15 protein-coding genes and 1 pseudogene are annotated in these 16,870 nt (G+C 58.7%); 7 read left to right on the top strand and 9 right to left on the bottom strand.

Annotated features, from left to right (window positions below; all coding sequences use genetic code 11):
* Positions 1-57: 57 nt before the first annotated feature.
* Genes BW978_RS22295 through BW978_RS22275 form a run of 5 tightly spaced genes read right to left on the bottom strand, consistent with a single transcriptional unit; the run spans position 58 to position 4,729 of the window.
* Complete coding sequence (locus BW978_RS22295) at positions 58-384, bottom strand: hypothetical protein (protein ID WP_076398294.1); 327 nt, start codon at positions 382-384, stop codon at positions 58-60.
* 17 nt (positions 385-401) lie between these two features.
* Positions 402-1,640: a hypothetical protein gene (locus tag BW978_RS22290; protein ID WP_139330635.1), complete on the bottom strand. Its 1,239-nt coding sequence runs from the start codon at positions 1,638-1,640 to the stop codon at positions 402-404.
* Positions 1,627-3,624 (bottom strand): PEP/pyruvate-binding domain-containing protein, encoded by a 1,998-nt coding sequence (locus BW978_RS22285; protein ID WP_076398289.1) that lies wholly within the window; start codon positions 3,622-3,624, stop codon positions 1,627-1,629. Before BW978_RS22285 ends, BW978_RS22290 begins: the two co-directional genes overlap by 14 nt.
* Entirely contained in the window at positions 3,621-4,214 is a 594-nt protein-coding gene (dcd, locus tag BW978_RS22280) for a dCTP deaminase (protein WP_076398286.1), read from the bottom strand. Before dcd ends, BW978_RS22285 begins: the two co-directional genes overlap by 4 nt.
* On the bottom strand, positions 4,211-4,729 hold the full coding sequence (locus BW978_RS22275; protein WP_076398283.1) for a dCTP deaminase: 519 nt from the start codon (positions 4,727-4,729) through the stop codon (positions 4,211-4,213). The genes dcd and BW978_RS22275 overlap by 4 nt, the downstream gene beginning before the upstream one ends.
* A 208-nt stretch (positions 4,730-4,937) precedes the next feature.
* Here BW978_RS22275 and BW978_RS22270 point away from each other — a divergent pair, with 208 nt between their 5' ends.
* The 6 genes and pseudogenes from BW978_RS22270 to BW978_RS23420 form a co-directional block, all read left to right on the top strand.
* The gene (locus BW978_RS22270) at positions 4,938-6,200 is read left to right on the top strand and encodes a fatty acid desaturase (RefSeq protein WP_210216998.1); all 1,263 of its coding nucleotides are present in this window, start codon (positions 4,938-4,940) and stop codon (positions 6,198-6,200) included.
* Between the two features lie 105 nt (positions 6,201-6,305).
* Positions 6,306-7,493, top strand: coding sequence for an alanine racemase (locus tag BW978_RS22265; protein ID WP_076398277.1), 1,188 nt, complete (start codon positions 6,306-6,308; stop codon positions 7,491-7,493).
* Positions 7,494-7,697: 204 nt separating this feature from the next.
* On the top strand, positions 7,698-8,696 hold the full coding sequence (locus tag BW978_RS22260; protein WP_076398275.1) for a class I SAM-dependent methyltransferase: 999 nt from the start codon (positions 7,698-7,700) through the stop codon (positions 8,694-8,696).
* A gap of 13 nt (positions 8,697-8,709) precedes the next feature.
* A complete protein-coding gene (locus BW978_RS22255) occupies positions 8,710-10,251 on the top strand; it encodes an asparagine synthetase B family protein (protein ID WP_076398272.1) in 1,542 nt (513 codons plus the stop codon).
* Positions 10,251-10,856 (top strand): LysE family translocator, encoded by a 606-nt coding sequence (locus BW978_RS22250; protein WP_076398269.1) that lies wholly within the window; start codon positions 10,251-10,253, stop codon positions 10,854-10,856. Before BW978_RS22255 ends, BW978_RS22250 begins: the two co-directional genes overlap by 1 nt.
* Positions 10,857-10,923: 67 nt before the next feature.
* Positions 10,924-11,379: pseudogene (locus tag BW978_RS23420) on the top strand (IS3 family transposase); the annotation flags it as partial.
* A 196-nt stretch (positions 11,380-11,575) separates the two neighbouring features.
* On the opposite strand, the gene BW978_RS22240 reads toward BW978_RS23420, so the two are convergent.
* The 4 genes from BW978_RS22240 to BW978_RS22225 form a co-directional block, all read right to left on the bottom strand.
* A complete protein-coding gene (locus tag BW978_RS22240) occupies positions 11,576-12,004 on the bottom strand; it encodes a GlcG/HbpS family heme-binding protein (protein WP_076398264.1) in 429 nt (142 codons plus the stop codon).
* Between the two features lie 77 nt (positions 12,005-12,081).
* Positions 12,082-13,170: a substrate-binding domain-containing protein gene (locus BW978_RS22235; RefSeq protein WP_076398261.1), complete on the bottom strand. Its 1,089-nt coding sequence runs from the start codon at positions 13,168-13,170 to the stop codon at positions 12,082-12,084.
* A 28-nt stretch (positions 13,171-13,198) separates the two neighbouring features.
* On the bottom strand, positions 13,199-14,221 hold the full coding sequence (locus BW978_RS22230; RefSeq protein ID WP_076398258.1) for an ABC transporter permease: 1,023 nt from the start codon (positions 14,219-14,221) through the stop codon (positions 13,199-13,201).
* Positions 14,222-14,229: 8 nt separating this feature from the next.
* Positions 14,230-15,723, bottom strand: a complete 1,494-nt coding sequence (locus tag BW978_RS22225) for a sugar ABC transporter ATP-binding protein (protein ID WP_076398256.1) — start codon at positions 15,721-15,723, stop codon at positions 14,230-14,232.
* Between the two features lie 151 nt (positions 15,724-15,874).
* Here BW978_RS22225 and BW978_RS22220 point away from each other — a divergent pair, with 151 nt between their 5' ends.
* Positions 15,875-16,870 (top strand): LacI family DNA-binding transcriptional regulator, encoded by a 996-nt coding sequence (locus BW978_RS22220; protein ID WP_076398253.1) that lies wholly within the window; start codon positions 15,875-15,877, stop codon positions 16,868-16,870.

Here is a 16,870-nt window from a genome sequence, read left to right as displayed (position 1 = left end):
GCCCCCGCCCACGCACATTGTCACTTGTCGAGCATTGACGGTCTTGCAAATGCCTCACTAGGCATCAGTCAAGGTGCGAGGCAAACAGCGCTTACCCTCGACGCGGGTTAGCAGGTGGGTGATTGTCACCATCGGCCCGACGAACTCCGCAATGGCGAGCGGCACGTCATCGCCCGAAAGGTTCTGCGCGACGTGGACGCCGTCCGCCTCTTCGAGCCCGTCACGATAGATCGCGACCCGGGCAAGCTGCCCCCTGAGGTCGGCTGCAATAGACGCGCCCACCTGAAGTCGGTCGGGGACTGCGCAGAACACCAATGTACGCTCGATCCGATCGAGAGGCTCAGCATGACGGATTTTCCAACTGCCAAAAATGACGATGCGCATGGTCTTCACGCCCCTGTTCAAGCTGCCCGGGTAAGAAAATGGCCTCTGACGAAATCGAGTTTCGAGTAGAGATTTCGCTCGAATCTCACCCCGTGCTCGACGAGAAATGCTTCCGCATGCGCGGCGATCAGTTCGAATTCCTCGTAGACGTCGCTCAGGTCGAAAAGCGTCCTTGACCGGCAGTATTCGACTTCGCACTGGGACATGACCGGCTGCTCGTCACCAACGATGCGGCAGATATCGAAGTAGATGCCGAAAATATGCCCCGTCTTCAGCGATTCCATATGGACGTCGAAGCGCTTGCGCCGGAATGCCGACAGACGTCTGGTTCCACCGCTGGTCATTGTTTTGACGTGACGCTCAATATCCTCGAAGGCGATCGCCTGATTGCCGATGATGGTTTCCTTGCGTAGCTCGGCGTTCTCGACGAACCATTTCCGCTTGATCGTCATCTTGCCGTCAGACTGGGGAATGAAGGAAATGTACCCGGCCTCCGACGGCGGCCCGAGCACCTCGAACACATGGGATTCGTAGTCGTAGACTTGGAATTCCATGCCCAGTTCCGGCACAAAGCCGGGAAAGCTGCCGGACAATATGCGCTGGTAGAGCTCTTGCGTCAGTCTCCACGTGTCGGGAATGTCGGCGAAGGTGAGTTTGCGCTCGAGCTCGAACTCTGCTTGCCACCGGCTAAATCCACTGTTGTCGTTGAAGAGTTCGTGGCGACGCAGCAGCCGGGCCCGCGTCTCGCCGAGAGCAGCGTCGAGGTCGCTATACCGGAGCGGCCGTTCGCCGCTCTCGTGGTCCGAGAAGCGTAGGTAAAGGCCACCGGCGTAACCGATTTCGTCAAAATGATAGAGCGACGCGCGATTGCCGTGATCGACCAGTATGATGAAAGGAACGAGGTCCGCTGCCGCAGCCCCAGGCTTGTCGGCGGCGTCGCGCTGCAACATCGTCATCCACCCCTGCAATGTCTCATTGCTCCGCAACCGGACGCGGCGCTGTTCCTCCGAAAAATAGAGGAAGTCGTAAGCGAAGGGATCAATCGCAAGCGCTTCTTTGCCGGGCGCAAGGAGGTCGGTGACAGTGATCTGGCCGGGGCGGATGAACATGCCGTTCTCGCCGACCGTCATCGCCTCCACCTGACCTTTCAGGATGAGTGAGGGCGGCGAATGCTCGTCTTTCGGGGCAAGATGTTCGCCCGGCTCGAAGAGATAGATAAAGACATCATGCGGGTCGTTCCCATCACGCGTATGCATGTTCATCACCATCTGTTTCGGAGGAGTTGAAAGGGACGTGTCCCAGATCGACCGCGCCTTCGCCGGGAGAGGAAATGACAATGCTGTCGCCGATATCGATCAACAGCGAGTTCTTCGCCCGCGCGTATGCGTAAAGTTCAGGGGCCTGCGCCGCGGGGAGGCCCTTCTCGCGGATCAATATCGACAGATGCGACAGCACGGCTGCTCGCTCGAACACGAAACCGCTGACCAGCGGCAGCAGGGGGGCAAGCGCCGCCAGGGGGCGCCTGCAGACAACAATGGGCGCAACCGGATAACTGCCGATGCGCGCCAGCAGCCGGGCAAGAACCGGGCCCATCTCGCTCGCGTCTGGAATATCTGTCAGGCTGACAGAGGGCGCGATGCTCAGGATCTCAAGATCGCGGTCATCATCGAGCACGAGCGTCGGAGCGAAGGCGTAACCGCGCGAAATCGCCGTGCCCTCAACGGGCCCTGCGAACATCGATTGGGCCGACAGGACCGAGAAGTCGAGCGGATAGACGTAGCTGCCACTCATCACCCACTCGATCTGCACGGGGCCGATTTCGCGATGGGCGGCAAGCGTCGCGTCGTAGAGCTGACCTACCGCGACCTGAGGCAGGCCGTCGCCATCATCACCAGGGCCTGTCAGGCAGAAAACGCGGGTTTCGGCGGTGCCGCGGTTGATGGCAAGCAAGCCGTCGCTGGACCACTCGCCGACCACAGCGTCTTGCGTCTCCGACATATGGGTTATGATGCCGGCCTCGCCCCGGATGAAGTCACGTACGACGATCGTGTGCAGTCGTTGCGGGTCGCTCATCAGCATCCGCAACTCATCTGCAAGCCCGTCACGGGGCAGAATGATCTGCCGGAAGCTTGCGCTGAAATCTAGAATGACTTCGTCACTGCCAAAGGCGCCGACCACTTCGCTCAAAAATGCGGATAGCTCGACGCCGCCTCGGTTCAGCTTCAACACGAGAGCGGTGGCGACGCCGAGATGATGGCGTCTCGCGAACTCCGCGATCCGCATTCGCTTATCACGGAAATAGGAGATGAAATCCGGCAGCGGGCGCATCTGCTCAAGCACGTCGCCATCCGGGCCGTAGAGATCGACGACGACCAGCATGGGTTCGCTTGAAGCCTCAATGCGATCGATGCTGGTGATCGGCCGCGCCTGCAGCAGCCAGACGGTCTGTCCGTCCCAAGCCCATTCGATGTCGACCGGCCCCAAATGCTGCTCAACACGGCGCAATAGGGGCAACACGGCATCCAGAATGATTTTGTGGTCCGCCTGACCGGCAGCCATGCTTCCATCCGGCCGGCTTCTGTCGATCGTGTAGCGGTCCCCGGCCTTCTGTCCGGAAACCAGGCTGTCGCCGCGGCCCTTGACGATCTCGACGAGGATTCCGTCCTCTCCCGTCACGGGATTGCGGGAAAAGGCCACGCCGGCATGGGTCGCAGGCACCATGCGCTGAATGATGACATTCATCGGGTTGCTATCATCAAGCAGGCCGGCATGAATGCGTTCGGTGATGACGGTACGGGAATAGGCCGACAGCCAAACAGCTCGGATGGCATCCAGCATGTCCGCCGAGCCGCGAATGTCGAGAAAGGTCTCGTAGAGGCCCGCAAAGCTTCTCGAGCTGCTGTCCTCGATCGTGTTGGCAGACCGCACTGCAAATGCTCCTGTCGAGCCATCCTCGCCAAAACACAGGCTCAGAAGGTCAACAAGCGAGCGGCGAGCGTCGTCCGCAGGTGATAGCGCCACGGTGAGGTTCCGTAGTTCGAGCAGATCGTCGGCAAGGAAAGCGCCCGATGTAAGCGCGATGCGGGACAGAATTTTGCCGGCAGCGTCGGAAATCGTGTCGAAGTTGCAAAACAGGAGAGACAGTTCCTTTTCTCCAAGGCAAAGGCATGGAGGAACCGAGACCTCCGTCTTGAGCCGATCGAGATTGTGAAACTTACTTGGCAGAGCGACAACATTCATCGGACCGCCTCCGAATCCACCGGGAGCAATTGCTCGGGTGGGAGCTCGTTGTAGACGTGCTGGGACATCTTCTCGTCGAAATCGACGAAGATCCGAGAGGCCATGGCCCCCGTCGCCCCTTGGTATTTGCCGTTATAGAGTTCGACATGCCCCTGGGTGTGCCAGAACATCATCTGGCCTATGCACATGCCGGCGTAGACGCGAATAGGATGGATGGCGAACAGCTGAATTGTCCACTGGCCGATGAAGCCGATATCGCCGAGCGAAGCGGACAGGTTGATGAACATGCCGAGCCGGGCGACCGAAGAGCGGGCCGCATAGGTCGGTACGAAATGATTACTGCCGAGCTTCTCCATGGTGGTGGCCAGGTAGAGACGTCGCGGATGCAGCACATAACCTTTGGGGCCGATCTTCACGACGCTCGTCTTGTTTTCCTTGCGCACATCGATGACGCCCTCATCATAGACCTTCATCTCATGATGAAGCCGGAAGTTGTAGCTGTTCGGATTGACGTTCTCCGGAAGAAAAGGCGCGATGACGATTTCGCCGGAGGCGACGCGGTTCACAATCTCGGGGCCGGTGAGTATCATCTTGGATCCAATCCGATACGCGAAGGGACGACAGTCTTCGAATTCAGGTACCTGCCTTCATAGGCGCGGTGGCTGCCGGCATTTCGCCAGAAGCAGACCTTGCCGATCGGCATGCCGCTGTAGACGACGAGGGGGTGGGCGACGATGATCTCGAGCGTCCAACTGATGACCGCGCCGACATGCCCGAGTGGCGCGCTTGTCTGGATGAACATTCCGCACAGGGCCGTCGACAGATTGGCATAGAGCTCGGACGCATAGGCCTTGCCGCCAATGATCTCTTGCGTGTGCCCAAGATAAAACCGTTCCGGATAGAGGATCAGCCCCTCCTCAGGAATGTCGCGCCGAGTGGTCGCGTTTTCCGCCCGGGCGTCCACGAGGATCGTGTCGTATTCAACGATCGTCGGTCCAAGATGCACGCAATACGAGTTCTGCTCCACGAACTCGTCGGAATAGGGTGATATCAGAATATCTCCGCATATCATCTCACGCTTTATAGCATCACCTGTCAGTATCATTTGCGAAAATCTCCAGCACACCCGCAAACAATATTTGTTGTGCGGATCACGACGACGGAAATAGAAATGATAATGCTTATAAATTCAGTCCAGGCTGCCGGATATGCTTACACGGAACAGCGAGTATTTGGATTGAACTACACAACTCTTAGTTAGTCAACCAAAGGTAGCTGAAATATGAAAAAAATATGAAAACGCGAATTGGCAGTTGACAAAGGTAAAAATACACAACCATGATGAGAAAAATATCCATAAAGCACTCAAAAAGTTTATTTTGAATGCCGCCAGGCGAATGCGATCTGGCCGCCCGATAGCTGTTGCATTGACCCGAAGTCAGCCCAAAAAATGGAGAGCAATCATGCTTTACGCAATAATCGCGTGTTCCGCGGCTTTGTGTATCCAAGCGGTAGATCTGTTCTATCACAGGTTCGATTTTGCGACGCTCCCTGCGCCTGCCCAGTCGGCCGATGCCGTCCGACACTACCGGCGCCAGTTCCGGGCGCTGACAAGCAAGCGGTATGACAACATCCTCGCCCCGCTCATCTACATTCGCGTTTTCCTCTGGATACTGGCCGCGAATATCGTCTTCCATGAAGTCGACAATCTCCTTGTCGATGTCCTCATGGTTCTCTTCGTGGCCGGACGGTTCAGATCGCTGCAGGAGATTGGGCACCATGCCGCGCATGGTTCGCTATGCCCGAACTACAAGTTCGGTGAGGTCATCACCAACCTGCTTTACCAGTTTCCAGCTTTCATGCCGGAGATCCGCGCCCGCCATCACATCCATGTCGTTACCCACCACCGATCCGTGAACATGCCCCACGATCCCGATCTGAAGGAGCTGGCCGACAAGGGCTTCACGCCCGGCATCGGAGAAGCCGCCTTCTGGCTCGGCTTTTTGCATCCGCTGACACCAGCAGGCCTCCTTTCGAGGTTGAAGGAATGCGCGGGCTATCTCTTGGAAGATTTCGGCCGGCCGGCTTTCTACCTGCGGATCATCTGCGTCCTCGCGGTCGTCTCGATCTATGTCAGCATCGGCTGGTACGCCGAACTGTTCTGGCTATACATCGCCCAGGTCCTAGTCATCTATCCGCTCTTCTACTGGATCGCCCACGTCTCCCTGCATCGCTGGTTCGCGGAATGCGCAGACGATATCCCCTATCACCAGCGGGAGATCGAACTGGGACGGCCAACGGATTTTCCGGGACTGATGGGTGCAATCATCCGCAACAACCTGTTTCCCTTCGGGGACTCCTACCACCTCGCGCACTCCCTATTTCCTGCGGTCAGATGGAACTACCTGGCCGGCGTGGATCGCCTGATGCGGCGCGCCTCGCCAGAATACGAGCGTCATGCGAGCAGCGGGCTGGTCTTCAGTACGAAGGGGCGTCCATCGGCCATTTCTGAACTGCGCGAACGAATGGTCAAAAGGCCAACCGGAAGCGCATCGCTGAGCGGCCAGACCGTGTAGCCGCCTCGCAAGCAGGATCGATCGTCGCGGTATTGGCTCAGCAACCGTTCGTTTCCTCGCGCCAGCCTGCCGCCTTACCGTACCCCCATGGCTCAGGAGCCTGAGATGGCCCATTTGAACATCAACCTCCCTCTGATCCGGAACAACATAGACACCGTCATCACCCATTGCCAAAGTCACGGGATCAGTGTCGTCGGGGTTGTAAAACCCTGCCAGGACTTCGATCCCATCGTCGACCTCTATGACCAGTCGAGCCTGGCATGTCTGGGAATTTCCAAGGTCCACGCCGCTAAAAGGCTCGCCGGCGCGATCCACAAGCTCTTGATGCTGACCTGCGTCCCGCGGCCAGACCTCGCCGATGACGTCGTCAGATATTGTGACATCAGCCTCAATTCCGAGATGGATACGATTACGCAACTTGCGGAAGCCGCCCGTTGTCAGCAGACCAGACACAGCGTGGTTCTGATGGTGGAGGTCGGAGATCTGCGTGAAGGGGTGCTACCCGAAGACGTGCTGCCGATGGTCTCCCGGATTCGCGCTCTTGAGGATTGGGGGATACGATTTGCAGGGATCGGCGCCAATTACGGCTGCGTGAACGGTGTCCTGCCAAACTTCGAAAATATCGGGTTGATCGATGGCTTGGTGACGCAGATGAGCGACGGCCTCGGCATCACTCCGGACATCGTCTCGCTCGGTGGATCCGTTGTGCTGGACTGGCTGGACAGGCACGGCCTACCCCCCTCTGTAAACCAGATCCGGGTCGGCGAACCCCTTCTGCTGGGAACGCTCTCGGGCGCGCAGAAGATCTACACGACCCTGCACGACGACGCGCTGGATTTCGAAGCGGTGATCGTCGAGTTGAAATCCAAGCCATCGTTTCCGGCGGGGGAGAAAACAGGGGATGCCTTCGGCGTCTGCCGTGAACCTGAGGACCGCGGCATCCGGACGCGAGCCATTCTAGATTTCGGCGTCGTCGATACCGATCCCGCGTCCTTGATCTCAACAGTGCCTGGACTTTCGATCATCACCAGTAACTCCGACTATACAGTCGTCGATATCACCGAGTGCAATTTTCCATACCACGTTGGAGATCGGATCAAGTTCAAGCTGACCTACAAGTCTATGTTGCAATGTTTCACCAGCGTGCAGCTGCCGAAAAACGTTCGAGACTGCGAAGCGACCGCTGGCATCTGCCTCGACTGTGGCGGACACAGACCCGGGTGCAGATCCCGGCAACTCACCATGAATTTCACTGATGCTCCGCCGCCAATTCCAGTATCCGCCGCCCAATGAGAGCCTGGAAAGGCGGCGGCGTTTCATCGTCTTGGGCTCTACGAACGACAGGCAGGGTTGCGCAACCCGGTTTCCGGCGATCCTTTAAAAGCCCTCCCCACCTGAACCGAGCCCACACACTCATGATCCAACATGCAACTTACGAGATTTTTAACGCAGCATACATTGCCAAGACTGCAGTCGCGCCATTAGGAGAACGCCGGAATGTTGAAGAAAGTCGTTTCATCGAATCTGGAATATCTGACCGATACAACCTTTTCAGACTACTACCGTGCCGCGGCTTCAACGTTCCCCGGTCTATGCAGCCTTCTGGATGAGGACGCGATTACAGGCGACAGGCTCGACGACTATGTTCGCGTCATGAATTCGCTCTCCTGGGAGTTCGAAGATCTGGCAGATGGTGGCAGGGGCGTCGCCTACAATGTGGCGCAGAAGGTGGTCGGCAATCGCCAGGAGGGGATGGTCGCCCTGCTGAAGTGCTTTTCGTCTACTTTCAGCGACATGCCCGATACCGACACCAGAATTCTAGATGTCCTTGGTGGAGACGGGACGATTGCCCGGTTTGTTGCGACCATTGATGGGCCAAAGCCGACGATCTTCACCGCCGATCTATCGCGCTTCATGGTGGATGCCTGCATGAAGCACGGGCTGCCGTGCGTGCGTCAGTCCGCTACTCGGAGCCTGTTCAAAAACAATTCTCTCAATGGTGTCTTGATCGCATATGGCAGCCATCATTTGGATGAGGATGACCGCCAACTAGCGATCTCGGAAGCCTATCGGACGTTGAAGTCCGGCGGACGGTTGGTCCTGCATGATTTCGAGACTGGCGGCGAGGCAGCTCGATGGTTTGAGGAGGTCGTTCATGTCTACTCGCGGACAGGCCATCCTCACCCCCATTTCACGCGAACGGAAATGTGGGAGCGCTTCAGCGCGGCCGGTTTTCGGGACGTGCGCGTCTTCGATTTGAATGATCCTTTCACGCTGCCCGGCACAACTGCCGACGAGGCCGTCTCTAACGCGCTGATGCACATGTACCGCATGTACGACCTCGTGAAGATCGCCAACGATAGCCGCGATATCGTCAAACGTGTTGCACGTTGCGTTGAGCAGACACTGGGCGAGATACAGGTCAACAAGACAGAGGCCGATTTTATCGCGACCATACCGCGCAAGGCGCTCGTCGCCGTCGGCACGAAATCGTAGCGGGATATCAATCATGTGTGGAATCGCCGCCGTATTCTCATCTTCAGACAACGGGAGCAATCCTAGGGGGCTTGAGGCTACCTTGCTGCACATGCTTGGCGCGATCCGACACCGTGGGGACGCTTACAATTTCGCCGAACGCCTCGTCTACGGCAGTGCCGCATTGGGTACAAATCGTCTAGCCATCGTGGACAGGGATCAGGCGAAACAACCGATTGTCGATCCGGCCACGGGCAGGGTGATCGTCATGAATGGCGAAATCTACAATCATCGCGAACTGCGGATCGAGTTGCTTCGACGGGGTTGTACCTTTCAGACATCAAGCGATACCGAAGTGGTGCTGCAGTCTTTCATAGCTTGGGGACCAGCCTGCCTGAACAGGCTCGACGGAATCTTCGCCTTTGTCATCTATGATCCGAAGACCGGTGACTGCTTCGCCGCCCGCGATCATATCGGCATCAAGCCACTCTACTACAGCGAGGGCGATGAGCTCGTCTGCTTCGCCTCCGAGCGGAAGTGCTTTCTGGGCTTGGATATGACCACGCAAGAACTGTTGCCAGGCAGCTATTGGCAGAACGGGAATGTTGAGCGTTATGTGACCTTCGAAGCGAGCCCCGACTTCGGGATGAAGCACGACGCTGCCATCGAAGATTGCAGACAGAGGTTGGAAGACGCCGTTCGCAAACAGGTCGCGACCGACCTGCCAGTTGCAGTCATTTTCTCAGGCGGCCTCGACAGCACGATCGTCCTGCATCTGGCAAAGAAGTTTCACGGCGATGTAACGGCGTTCTCCATAGGCACGAACGATTCCGCCGACCTTGCCTTTGCCCGGCGGTTCTGCGCAGAGAAAGGCATTCCGCATGTAGTCACGGAATTTCACCACGCGCAGATCAACAGAAACATCCGCAATTCGATATTCAACGGCGAGTTTTTCGAACCGGTCGACATTTCCGACATGCTGACCATGGCGGCAGTCTATGCCGCCGTCCGAGCCAATGGTTTCAAGGTGGCTCTCTCAGGCGACGGCAGCGACGAGATCTTCGCAGGGTATGATCTCTTCAAAACCGCGGTGGACCCCTATGGCCTATCGACCTACCGCTTGAACAATCTCTACCGCACCGATCTTCAACGGACGGATCGAAGCAGCATGGCGAATTCAATCGAGTGCCGGGTGCCGTTCCTCGACCGCGCCGTGATCGAACTCGCCATGTCCTTGCCATTTGATATGAAGGTGCGAAACGGCGTCGAAAAATATGTCCTTCGCGAAGCCTTCAGATCGGACATCCCTTCCTACATGATCGACCGCCCGAAAATCCGGATGCCGGAAGGGATCGGCATCCATGACCAGATCTTCAATGCACTGGCTGACATCCAAACCAGCGACGTCGTTTTGCCTGACATCAATATCGACGGACCGCAGCTGCGGAATGCACTAATGCTCTTCCTCGAGTTCGGTTATACTGCCCCTACTGAGCGTTATAAGAAGCTCGGAACCGATTACTTCAAAGGCGGATATTTTAAATTCGATGAGTTAACGGAGAAAAGGAGCACATGATGGACTTACAAACAGTTCTGACGTTTAGCCTGGCCTTCTTCGTATTCGCGGCGAGCCCTGGCCCTGACAACCTGACGATCTTATCCAAGACCGTCTCCAGCGGCCCCGCCCATGGCATCGCCTACGGGGTCGGCGTCGTTTGCAGCATCTTCCTCTTCGTCATTTTTGCAGCGATCGGCTTCAACGCGATCGCCCAATACATGAACGAAAATCTGCGCTTCATCCAATATGTCGGTGCTATCTACCTGATTTACACGGGCATCATGATGTGGCGTTCGAAGCCAGAGATCAAACCTCGCGTAATGCGGGGCGGCCTGATCCGCCTGTTCCTCACGGGCTTCCTGCTTAACATCTCCAACCCCAAGATGCCGATCTTCTATTTGGCTCTACTGCCGGGAGTTCTCGGCATCCGTCCGCTGACCATATCCGATACCGTGGAGCTGCTGCTTATCATTGCCCTGGTAGAGGTGATCGTAGTCGGAGGGCATGTGCTGCTCGGCTACAAAGCGAAGACGGCCCTGTCTGATCCGAACAAGATCGGCATTCTCAATCGTGGCGCCGGAGCCCTGATGGTCGGGGCAGGCGTGCTTGTTGCCAGCCGCTAAGGCAAGTCGACCAGCAATCAGGGTCGTGCATAGGCCACAAAGCAAAGCCGCGCGGAAGCACTCGGCTGAGATAAACCGGGTGTTCAACGAGAACTTCAAGGTCTATGGCTTGCGCAAAGTGTGGCGACAGTTGCAGCGAGAAGGCTTCGATGTCGCACGCTGCACCGTCGCGAGGCTCATGAGAGTGATGGGTCTTCAAGGCTCCCGCGCCGAACATGCTGTGGTTATCCGATTTCGCCTATGTCGCCACCAGGCAAGGCTTCGTCTAACTGGGCTTCGTCATCGACGTCGTCGCATCGTCGGCTGGCGGGCGAGCCGGACGGCATATGCAGCCTTTGTCCTCGATGCCCTTGACCAAGTGCTTGTGATCGACATCGAGTTTACGGCGGCGGGGCATGCACCACTCGGGTCGCGCCGTTCAATACGTGTCCATCGGTATTGCGAGCGGTTGGTCTAAGCTCGCATCGAGCCGTCTGTCGGAAGCGTAGGCGACAGCTACGACAACGCCCTCGAAGAAACGATACGCCACACCAGCGACCTTGGCGCCTTCGACATGTCCTATCTCGGGCAGTCCTCGCAGATAACTCGGAGCAAGCTCGATGCGCCAGAGGCAAATCCTGAGACGACCTGGAGCTATCTGAACAACCTGGGTGATCGGCGGCTGTCCGCGATCAGCAACAAGGGGTTCCGAAGGCGTAGGAATGCTTCCTCAATTCAATTTAGGAAGACAGGGGATCGGCGCTGACCGCTTTGAGTGCGGCGCGCGCCACCTCTTCGTCCTGCTCACCACTTCCGGAACCGACACCTATACCGCCGACAAGAACGCCATTGAAACGAATCGGCAGACCACCCTTCAGTCCTGTCACCTCGCCCTGGGTTGCGCCAGAAATCAGTAGACGTGCCTGTTCTGGAATGGCCGTCGAAGGTGCATTGATGGACGCAGCCGTCCGAGCCTTGGCAAGAGCACTCTTCAAGGAAAGAAAGCGCGCGCCCTTCATCCGAAAGGAGCCGAGCACGACACCGCTCTGGTCGACGACAACGATGCATTGCGGCTGGCCCATCACCGAGGCCGTATCGATCGACGCTTGCAGCATGGCGAGCACGCCCTTGTCCGTCAGTTGCGCCGAAGGCTCAAAGAAGCTGCTCATGGGCTGATTCCCTATCTCATTGTGAATTAATCGCGGCCGACGCGGAGGAGTTTGCACCGGCCGCGAAGGAGCAAGTCTTATTTGCCCCAGATCTTGGCATACTGATCACGGTAGCCATTGCCCGGATCGAAGATGTTCTTGTCGCCACCGTCGGAGCTGATGTTCGCCTTGGTGACGACATGCAGCGGCGAGGTGTAACCCGACCACTCGACCTTGCTCACGGCACGGTTCAGCTCGTCGATCAGCTGCCAGCCCTGCAGGTTAAGGGGCTCTGCAACCGTCACAGCCTGATACTGACCGGAACGAATACGCTGATAGGCGGATTCCGAACCGTCACCGGCAGCGACTGCCTTAGGCGCGCCGTCTCCGGCGATGCCGGCTGCGGCCAGGCTCGGCCCCATGAAGTCGAAATAGATGTCGTTAATCGCAAGTGCATGCGTCCAGCTTGCACCATACTTCTGTAGAAGAGAGGTCGTCAGCGTCGGCATGCGGTTCGAAGTGTCGGCAATCGGCGTATCGACATATTCGAGCACGGTGCCGCCAAGCTTCTCGATCGTTTCCTTGATCTTGTCGGCCTTGGCAATCGCGATCGCATAGGTTGAGTCGGTGAAGATCACCACGCCCGGTTTGCCACCGGCATCGGCAAAGGCCCATTTTCCGGCGGCGGCCGAGACTTCCATGGCGTCCGTGGAGACATTGGCGAAGAGGCAGTTGGTCGGATCAGGGCCGATCACCGGACCGGCATGCCAGCTCACCATCGGGATGCCGGCATCGCAGGCCTGCTTCAGGGCTGCCTGCTGCTCGACGGCATCGAAGCCATTGATGATGATGCCATCGGGCTTCAGCGCAAGCGCCTGACCAAAGGCGCCGGCGCGGCTCTGCACGGAACCGGCGCCATCAAGAACGGTAACCTCCCAACCGATCTTGGCAGCGGCTTCCTGGATACCATTGGTAACGCCGAGAATGCCGCCATTCTTCATGTCGGCAGCGAGCACGACGACCTTCTTGGCCGCCGCCGCGGTTGGACCGCTGGTCGGACCATCCCAGGTAGTCTTTTCACCGGCATACTTTTGGACCTCTGCCATCGCGTCCGAAATCGCGTCGGCATGGGCAGGCATGGCGGCCGTCAGCGCCAGAATTGAAACGGCTAGGGCTCTCTTCAGCATGGTTTCCTCCCAAAGTAGCTGAATGCACTTATTTGGACTTCGCGCCTTTCTTTCTTTGCGCGTAACCGGCGATCCCGATGGCGATCAGCAGGGTCATGCCGTTGAACAACGGCTCCACCCAGAAGCTGCCGCCGAATTGCTGGATGCCGGAAATACCGACAGCGAGGATCATCACGCCGACGATGGTGCCCCTGACATTGACGCGTCCGGGCTTGATGGTGGTGGAGCCGAGGAAGGCGCCGACGAGCGCCGGCAGCAGGAACTCCAGACCAACCGAGGCCTGTCCGATCCTGAGCTTCGAGGCGAGCAGGACACCTGCGAGTGCCGTCATCAGGCCGGATGTGACGAAGGCGCCGATAACGAACTTGCGCGTCGGGATACCGTTGAGTTCGGCCGCCCGCTGGTTGGCGCCGATCGCATAGAGGTACCGACCGATCGGCGTGTATTCCAGCGCAACCCAGAGCACGACGGTGATGACCAGCACGTAGATCGCGGTGATCGGCAGGCCGAAAACGAAAGTGCCGTTGATCGCATAGAAGGCATCTGGAAGCGCGCCGACCATCTGGCGGCCGCCGGTATGCCAGAGCGCGAGGGCGTACAGGATCGTGCCCGTGCCAAGGGTTGCGATGAAGCTGTCGATCCGCGCGACCTCGACAAGGAGACCATTGAGCGCGCCGATCACGACACCGAGCACCAGCACGATGGCAACGGCCACCGGCCAGGGGAAGCCGTAGAGGGTCTGCAGACTGATCGCCAGAATATGCCAGAGCACGATGCCATATCCGACCGTAAGGTCGATGCGTCCGGCGACCATGGGGATCATCGCCGCGAGCGACAGAAGCGCGATGATCGCCTTGTCGGACAGAATGGCCCTGACATTGAGCATGGTCGGGAATGTGTTCGGCAGCAGGATCGAGAACAGCAGGATCAGGCCGAACATCAGGATGACGAGACCATAGGTGGGCGCGAGGCGCACCAGCTTGCGACCGGGCGACAGGCCCCGCAATTCGTCCTTGGTGGGTTCAACAGCGTTGGATTGGATACCGGGCATGGCGGTCCTCAGGCGGCTTCACCGGCCGATGCGGCCTGGATCAGGGATTCAGTTGACAGTTCAACGCCACTCAGCTCGGCCACGGGCAGGCCGCGGCTGAAGACGATGGCGCGATGGCAGATATTGGCAGTCTCTTCGAAATCAGTGGACACCACGAGGACGCCCATGCCGCTTGCAAGAGCCTGATAGAGAAGATGGTAGATCTCGGCCTTGGCCCCAACATCGACGCCGGCGGTCGGATCCTCCGCAATCAGCAGCCGGCGACCAGAATCAAGCCAGCGTCCAACGACAACCTTCTGCTGATTGCCACCCGACAGCGCCTCGATGGCGAGCGTCGGATCATTGGGCGAGAGGCCGACACGGCGGCCCAGTTCATGGGCGAGTTCATCTTCGGTCTTAGGCGACAGCAGACTGAGCAGACGTCGCCCCGTGGCCGAGGGATTTAGAAACGCGTTTTCTCGGATGGAGAGGCCCGGCGCAACACTTTCGGCAATACGGTCTCGCGCCACGAGGCCGATGCCCGAGCGCATCGCGGCACCGGCGTCTTTCAAGTCTGGCGCAACGCCGTTCAGCACAACCTTGCCGGCATGCGGGATGAGGCCGAAAAGGGCGCGACCGACATCCTCGTGACCTGCCCCGCGAAGGCCCGCGAGACCCAGCAGCTCGCCGCGCCGGATCTCGAAGCTGACAGGGCCGACTGCACCTGTTGCGAGACTTGAAACTTTGAGGATCGCCGGCCCTTCAAGAATGGCAGGCCGGGCAATCTCGCGCGCTTTTCTGCCAACGATAAGACCGACTAGTTCCTCCGGCGTCGTATGTTCGATCGAACGCATCCCGACCATCTGCCCGTCGCGCAGCACGGCGACCCGATCGGCGATACGGAAAATCTCATCCAACCGGTGGCTGACATAGATCATGCCGACGCCGCGGGCTTTCAGCGGACGGAGGGCTGCAAACAGCCGTTCCACCTCATCGGCTGGCAGGCTGGCGGTCGGCTCGTCGAGCACAAGGTAATCGCAATCAGCGGCCAGCGCCCGGGCAATGGCGACCAGAGACTTTTGCGTACGGGTGAGACTGGAAACCCGCGCGGTCGCTGAAAAGTCGGCCTCGACCAATGCCAGTGCCTTGTCGGCGACAGCTTCAGTCGCGGACCAGTCGATCCGACGGCCCTTCTTCACATAGCCAAGCGACAAGGCAATGTTTTCGGCCACACTCATCCACTCGATCAGACCGAGATCCTGGTGGATGAAGGCGACCTTCTGGCCGCCGGCCTTGCCGGCCTCATGGGCGTAAGGCACGCCATCGATGAAGACGCCACCCTCGTCGGGGCGATGGATGCCGCCGAGGACCTTGATGAGCGTTGACTTGCCGGCTCCGTTCTCGCCGAGCAAGGCGACGATTTCGCCACGCTCGACCTTCAGCGAAACACCTTTGAGGGCCTGCGTGCCACCAAAGGATTTCACGATTTGATCGAAAAGCAGGCCGTCTGCGGACGGTTGCATACTGTGTCTCTCCTCCCAGGCCGGTCCAGATCTTGCGTCAGGGTTACCGGTAACGTAATTAACCTATCTTCAAGTTTTACTGAGTCAAGTCGAAAGTTATCGATAACATGAACTGCGTCGTTTACCGTGACACCGTGGGTCAAATGTCCAGATGAAAGCCAATCTCGAGGACATTGCCCGCGCCGCTGGCGTGTCGAAGATGACGGTGAGCCGCGTGTTGCGCGACGGGTCAGGTTTCTCCGACCAGACACGTCGCAAGGTGATCGAGATCGCTGAACAACTGGGCTACGTGCCGAACCGCCTTGCCGCCGCCTTCGGCTCAGACCAGGCTGAAACCTTGGTCGGCATGTGTGTACCGCGCCTGACCTCGGGCCTGTTCGGCCATGTGCTGGATGGCGTGGACCGGGCGCTGGGTCGCCTCGGCTACCAGCTGATCATCGGCGCCAATGATCACTCGATGTCGGAGGAAGAAGCCTGGATCCGCCAAGTGGTCAGTTGGCGTCCGGCAGGCCTCATTCTCTCAGGCCGCCACCACACGGCGGGAACGATCGAGCTCCTGCGCAGTGCGGCCGTGCCCGTTGTCGAAATCTGGGATCTGACGACGAGCCCTATCGATATGGCGGTCGGCTTTTCCCATGCCGACTGCGGCGCCGAAATGGCCCGGCATCTCCTCGCGCGTGGTCGCCGAAAGGCCGGTTATGTCGGCGCGCTTGCCCGATCTGACGTGATGGGACAGGCGCGTTTCGAAGGGTTTCGCGACGCACTTGCCCGTGCCGGACATCCGCTTGTCGATGCCGAAATGCTGCACGATGCGCCGGGCTTCTATGCCGGCTACTATGGCCTGGAGACCCTGCTCAGCCGAAAGAACGACTTCGATGTCGTTTATTTCCACAATGACGAGATGGCGATCGGCGGCCTTGCCTTCTGTCAGTCCCGTGGCCTGAGGGTACCCGAAGACATCGGCATCGCCGGCTGGGGCGGGATGGAGGCGGCCTCCATCCTGCAGAAGCGTCTGACGACGACCGTCGTACCGACGACCAGCATCGGCAAGGCGGCGGCCGAGGCACTGGTCGCGAAGCTGAAGGGCGAGCCGGTACAGACCATCACCTTCGTGCCGACGCGGCTCGTGCCAGGCGAGACGGTCTAA

The organism is Rhizobium sp. RU33A, assembly GCF_900156055.1.
GTDB lineage: Bacteria > Pseudomonadota > Alphaproteobacteria > Rhizobiales > Rhizobiaceae > Allorhizobium.
This window is presented reverse-complemented; position numbering and strand designations above follow the sequence as displayed.

Excerpts from the sequence above, each read along its gene's own strand:
- BW978_RS22295 (WP_076398294.1), bottom strand. The coding sequence starts at position 384 with ATGCGCATCGTCATTTTTGGCAGTTGGAAAATCCGTCATGCTGAGCCT.
- BW978_RS22290 (WP_139330635.1), bottom strand. The coding sequence starts at position 1,640 with ATGCATACGCGTGATGGGAACGACCCGCATGATGTCTTTATCTATCTC.
- BW978_RS22285 (WP_076398289.1), bottom strand. The coding sequence starts at position 3,624 with ATGAATGTTGTCGCTCTGCCAAGTAAGTTTCACAATCTCGATCGGCTC.
- dcd (WP_076398286.1), bottom strand. The coding sequence starts at position 4,214 with ATGATACTCACCGGCCCCGAGATTGTGAACCGCGTCGCCTCCGGCGAA.
- BW978_RS22275 (WP_076398283.1), bottom strand. The coding sequence starts at position 4,729 with ATGATACTGACAGGTGATGCTATAAAGCGTGAGATGATATGCGGAGAT.
- BW978_RS22265 (WP_076398277.1), top strand. The coding sequence starts at position 6,306 with ATGGCCCATTTGAACATCAACCTCCCTCTGATCCGGAACAACATAGAC.
- BW978_RS22260 (WP_076398275.1), top strand. The coding sequence starts at position 7,698 with ATGTTGAAGAAAGTCGTTTCATCGAATCTGGAATATCTGACCGATACA.
- BW978_RS22255 (WP_076398272.1), top strand. The coding sequence starts at position 8,710 with ATGTGTGGAATCGCCGCCGTATTCTCATCTTCAGACAACGGGAGCAAT.
- BW978_RS22250 (WP_076398269.1), top strand. The coding sequence starts at position 10,251 with ATGGACTTACAAACAGTTCTGACGTTTAGCCTGGCCTTCTTCGTATTC.
- BW978_RS22240 (WP_076398264.1), bottom strand. The coding sequence starts at position 12,004 with ATGAGCAGCTTCTTTGAGCCTTCGGCGCAACTGACGGACAAGGGCGTG.
- BW978_RS22235 (WP_076398261.1), bottom strand. The coding sequence starts at position 13,170 with ATGCTGAAGAGAGCCCTAGCCGTTTCAATTCTGGCGCTGACGGCCGCC.
- BW978_RS22230 (WP_076398258.1), bottom strand. The coding sequence starts at position 14,221 with ATGCCCGGTATCCAATCCAACGCTGTTGAACCCACCAAGGACGAATTG.
- BW978_RS22225 (WP_076398256.1), bottom strand. The coding sequence starts at position 15,723 with ATGCAACCGTCCGCAGACGGCCTGCTTTTCGATCAAATCGTGAAATCC.
- BW978_RS22220 (WP_076398253.1), top strand. The coding sequence starts at position 15,875 with ATGAAAGCCAATCTCGAGGACATTGCCCGCGCCGCTGGCGTGTCGAAG.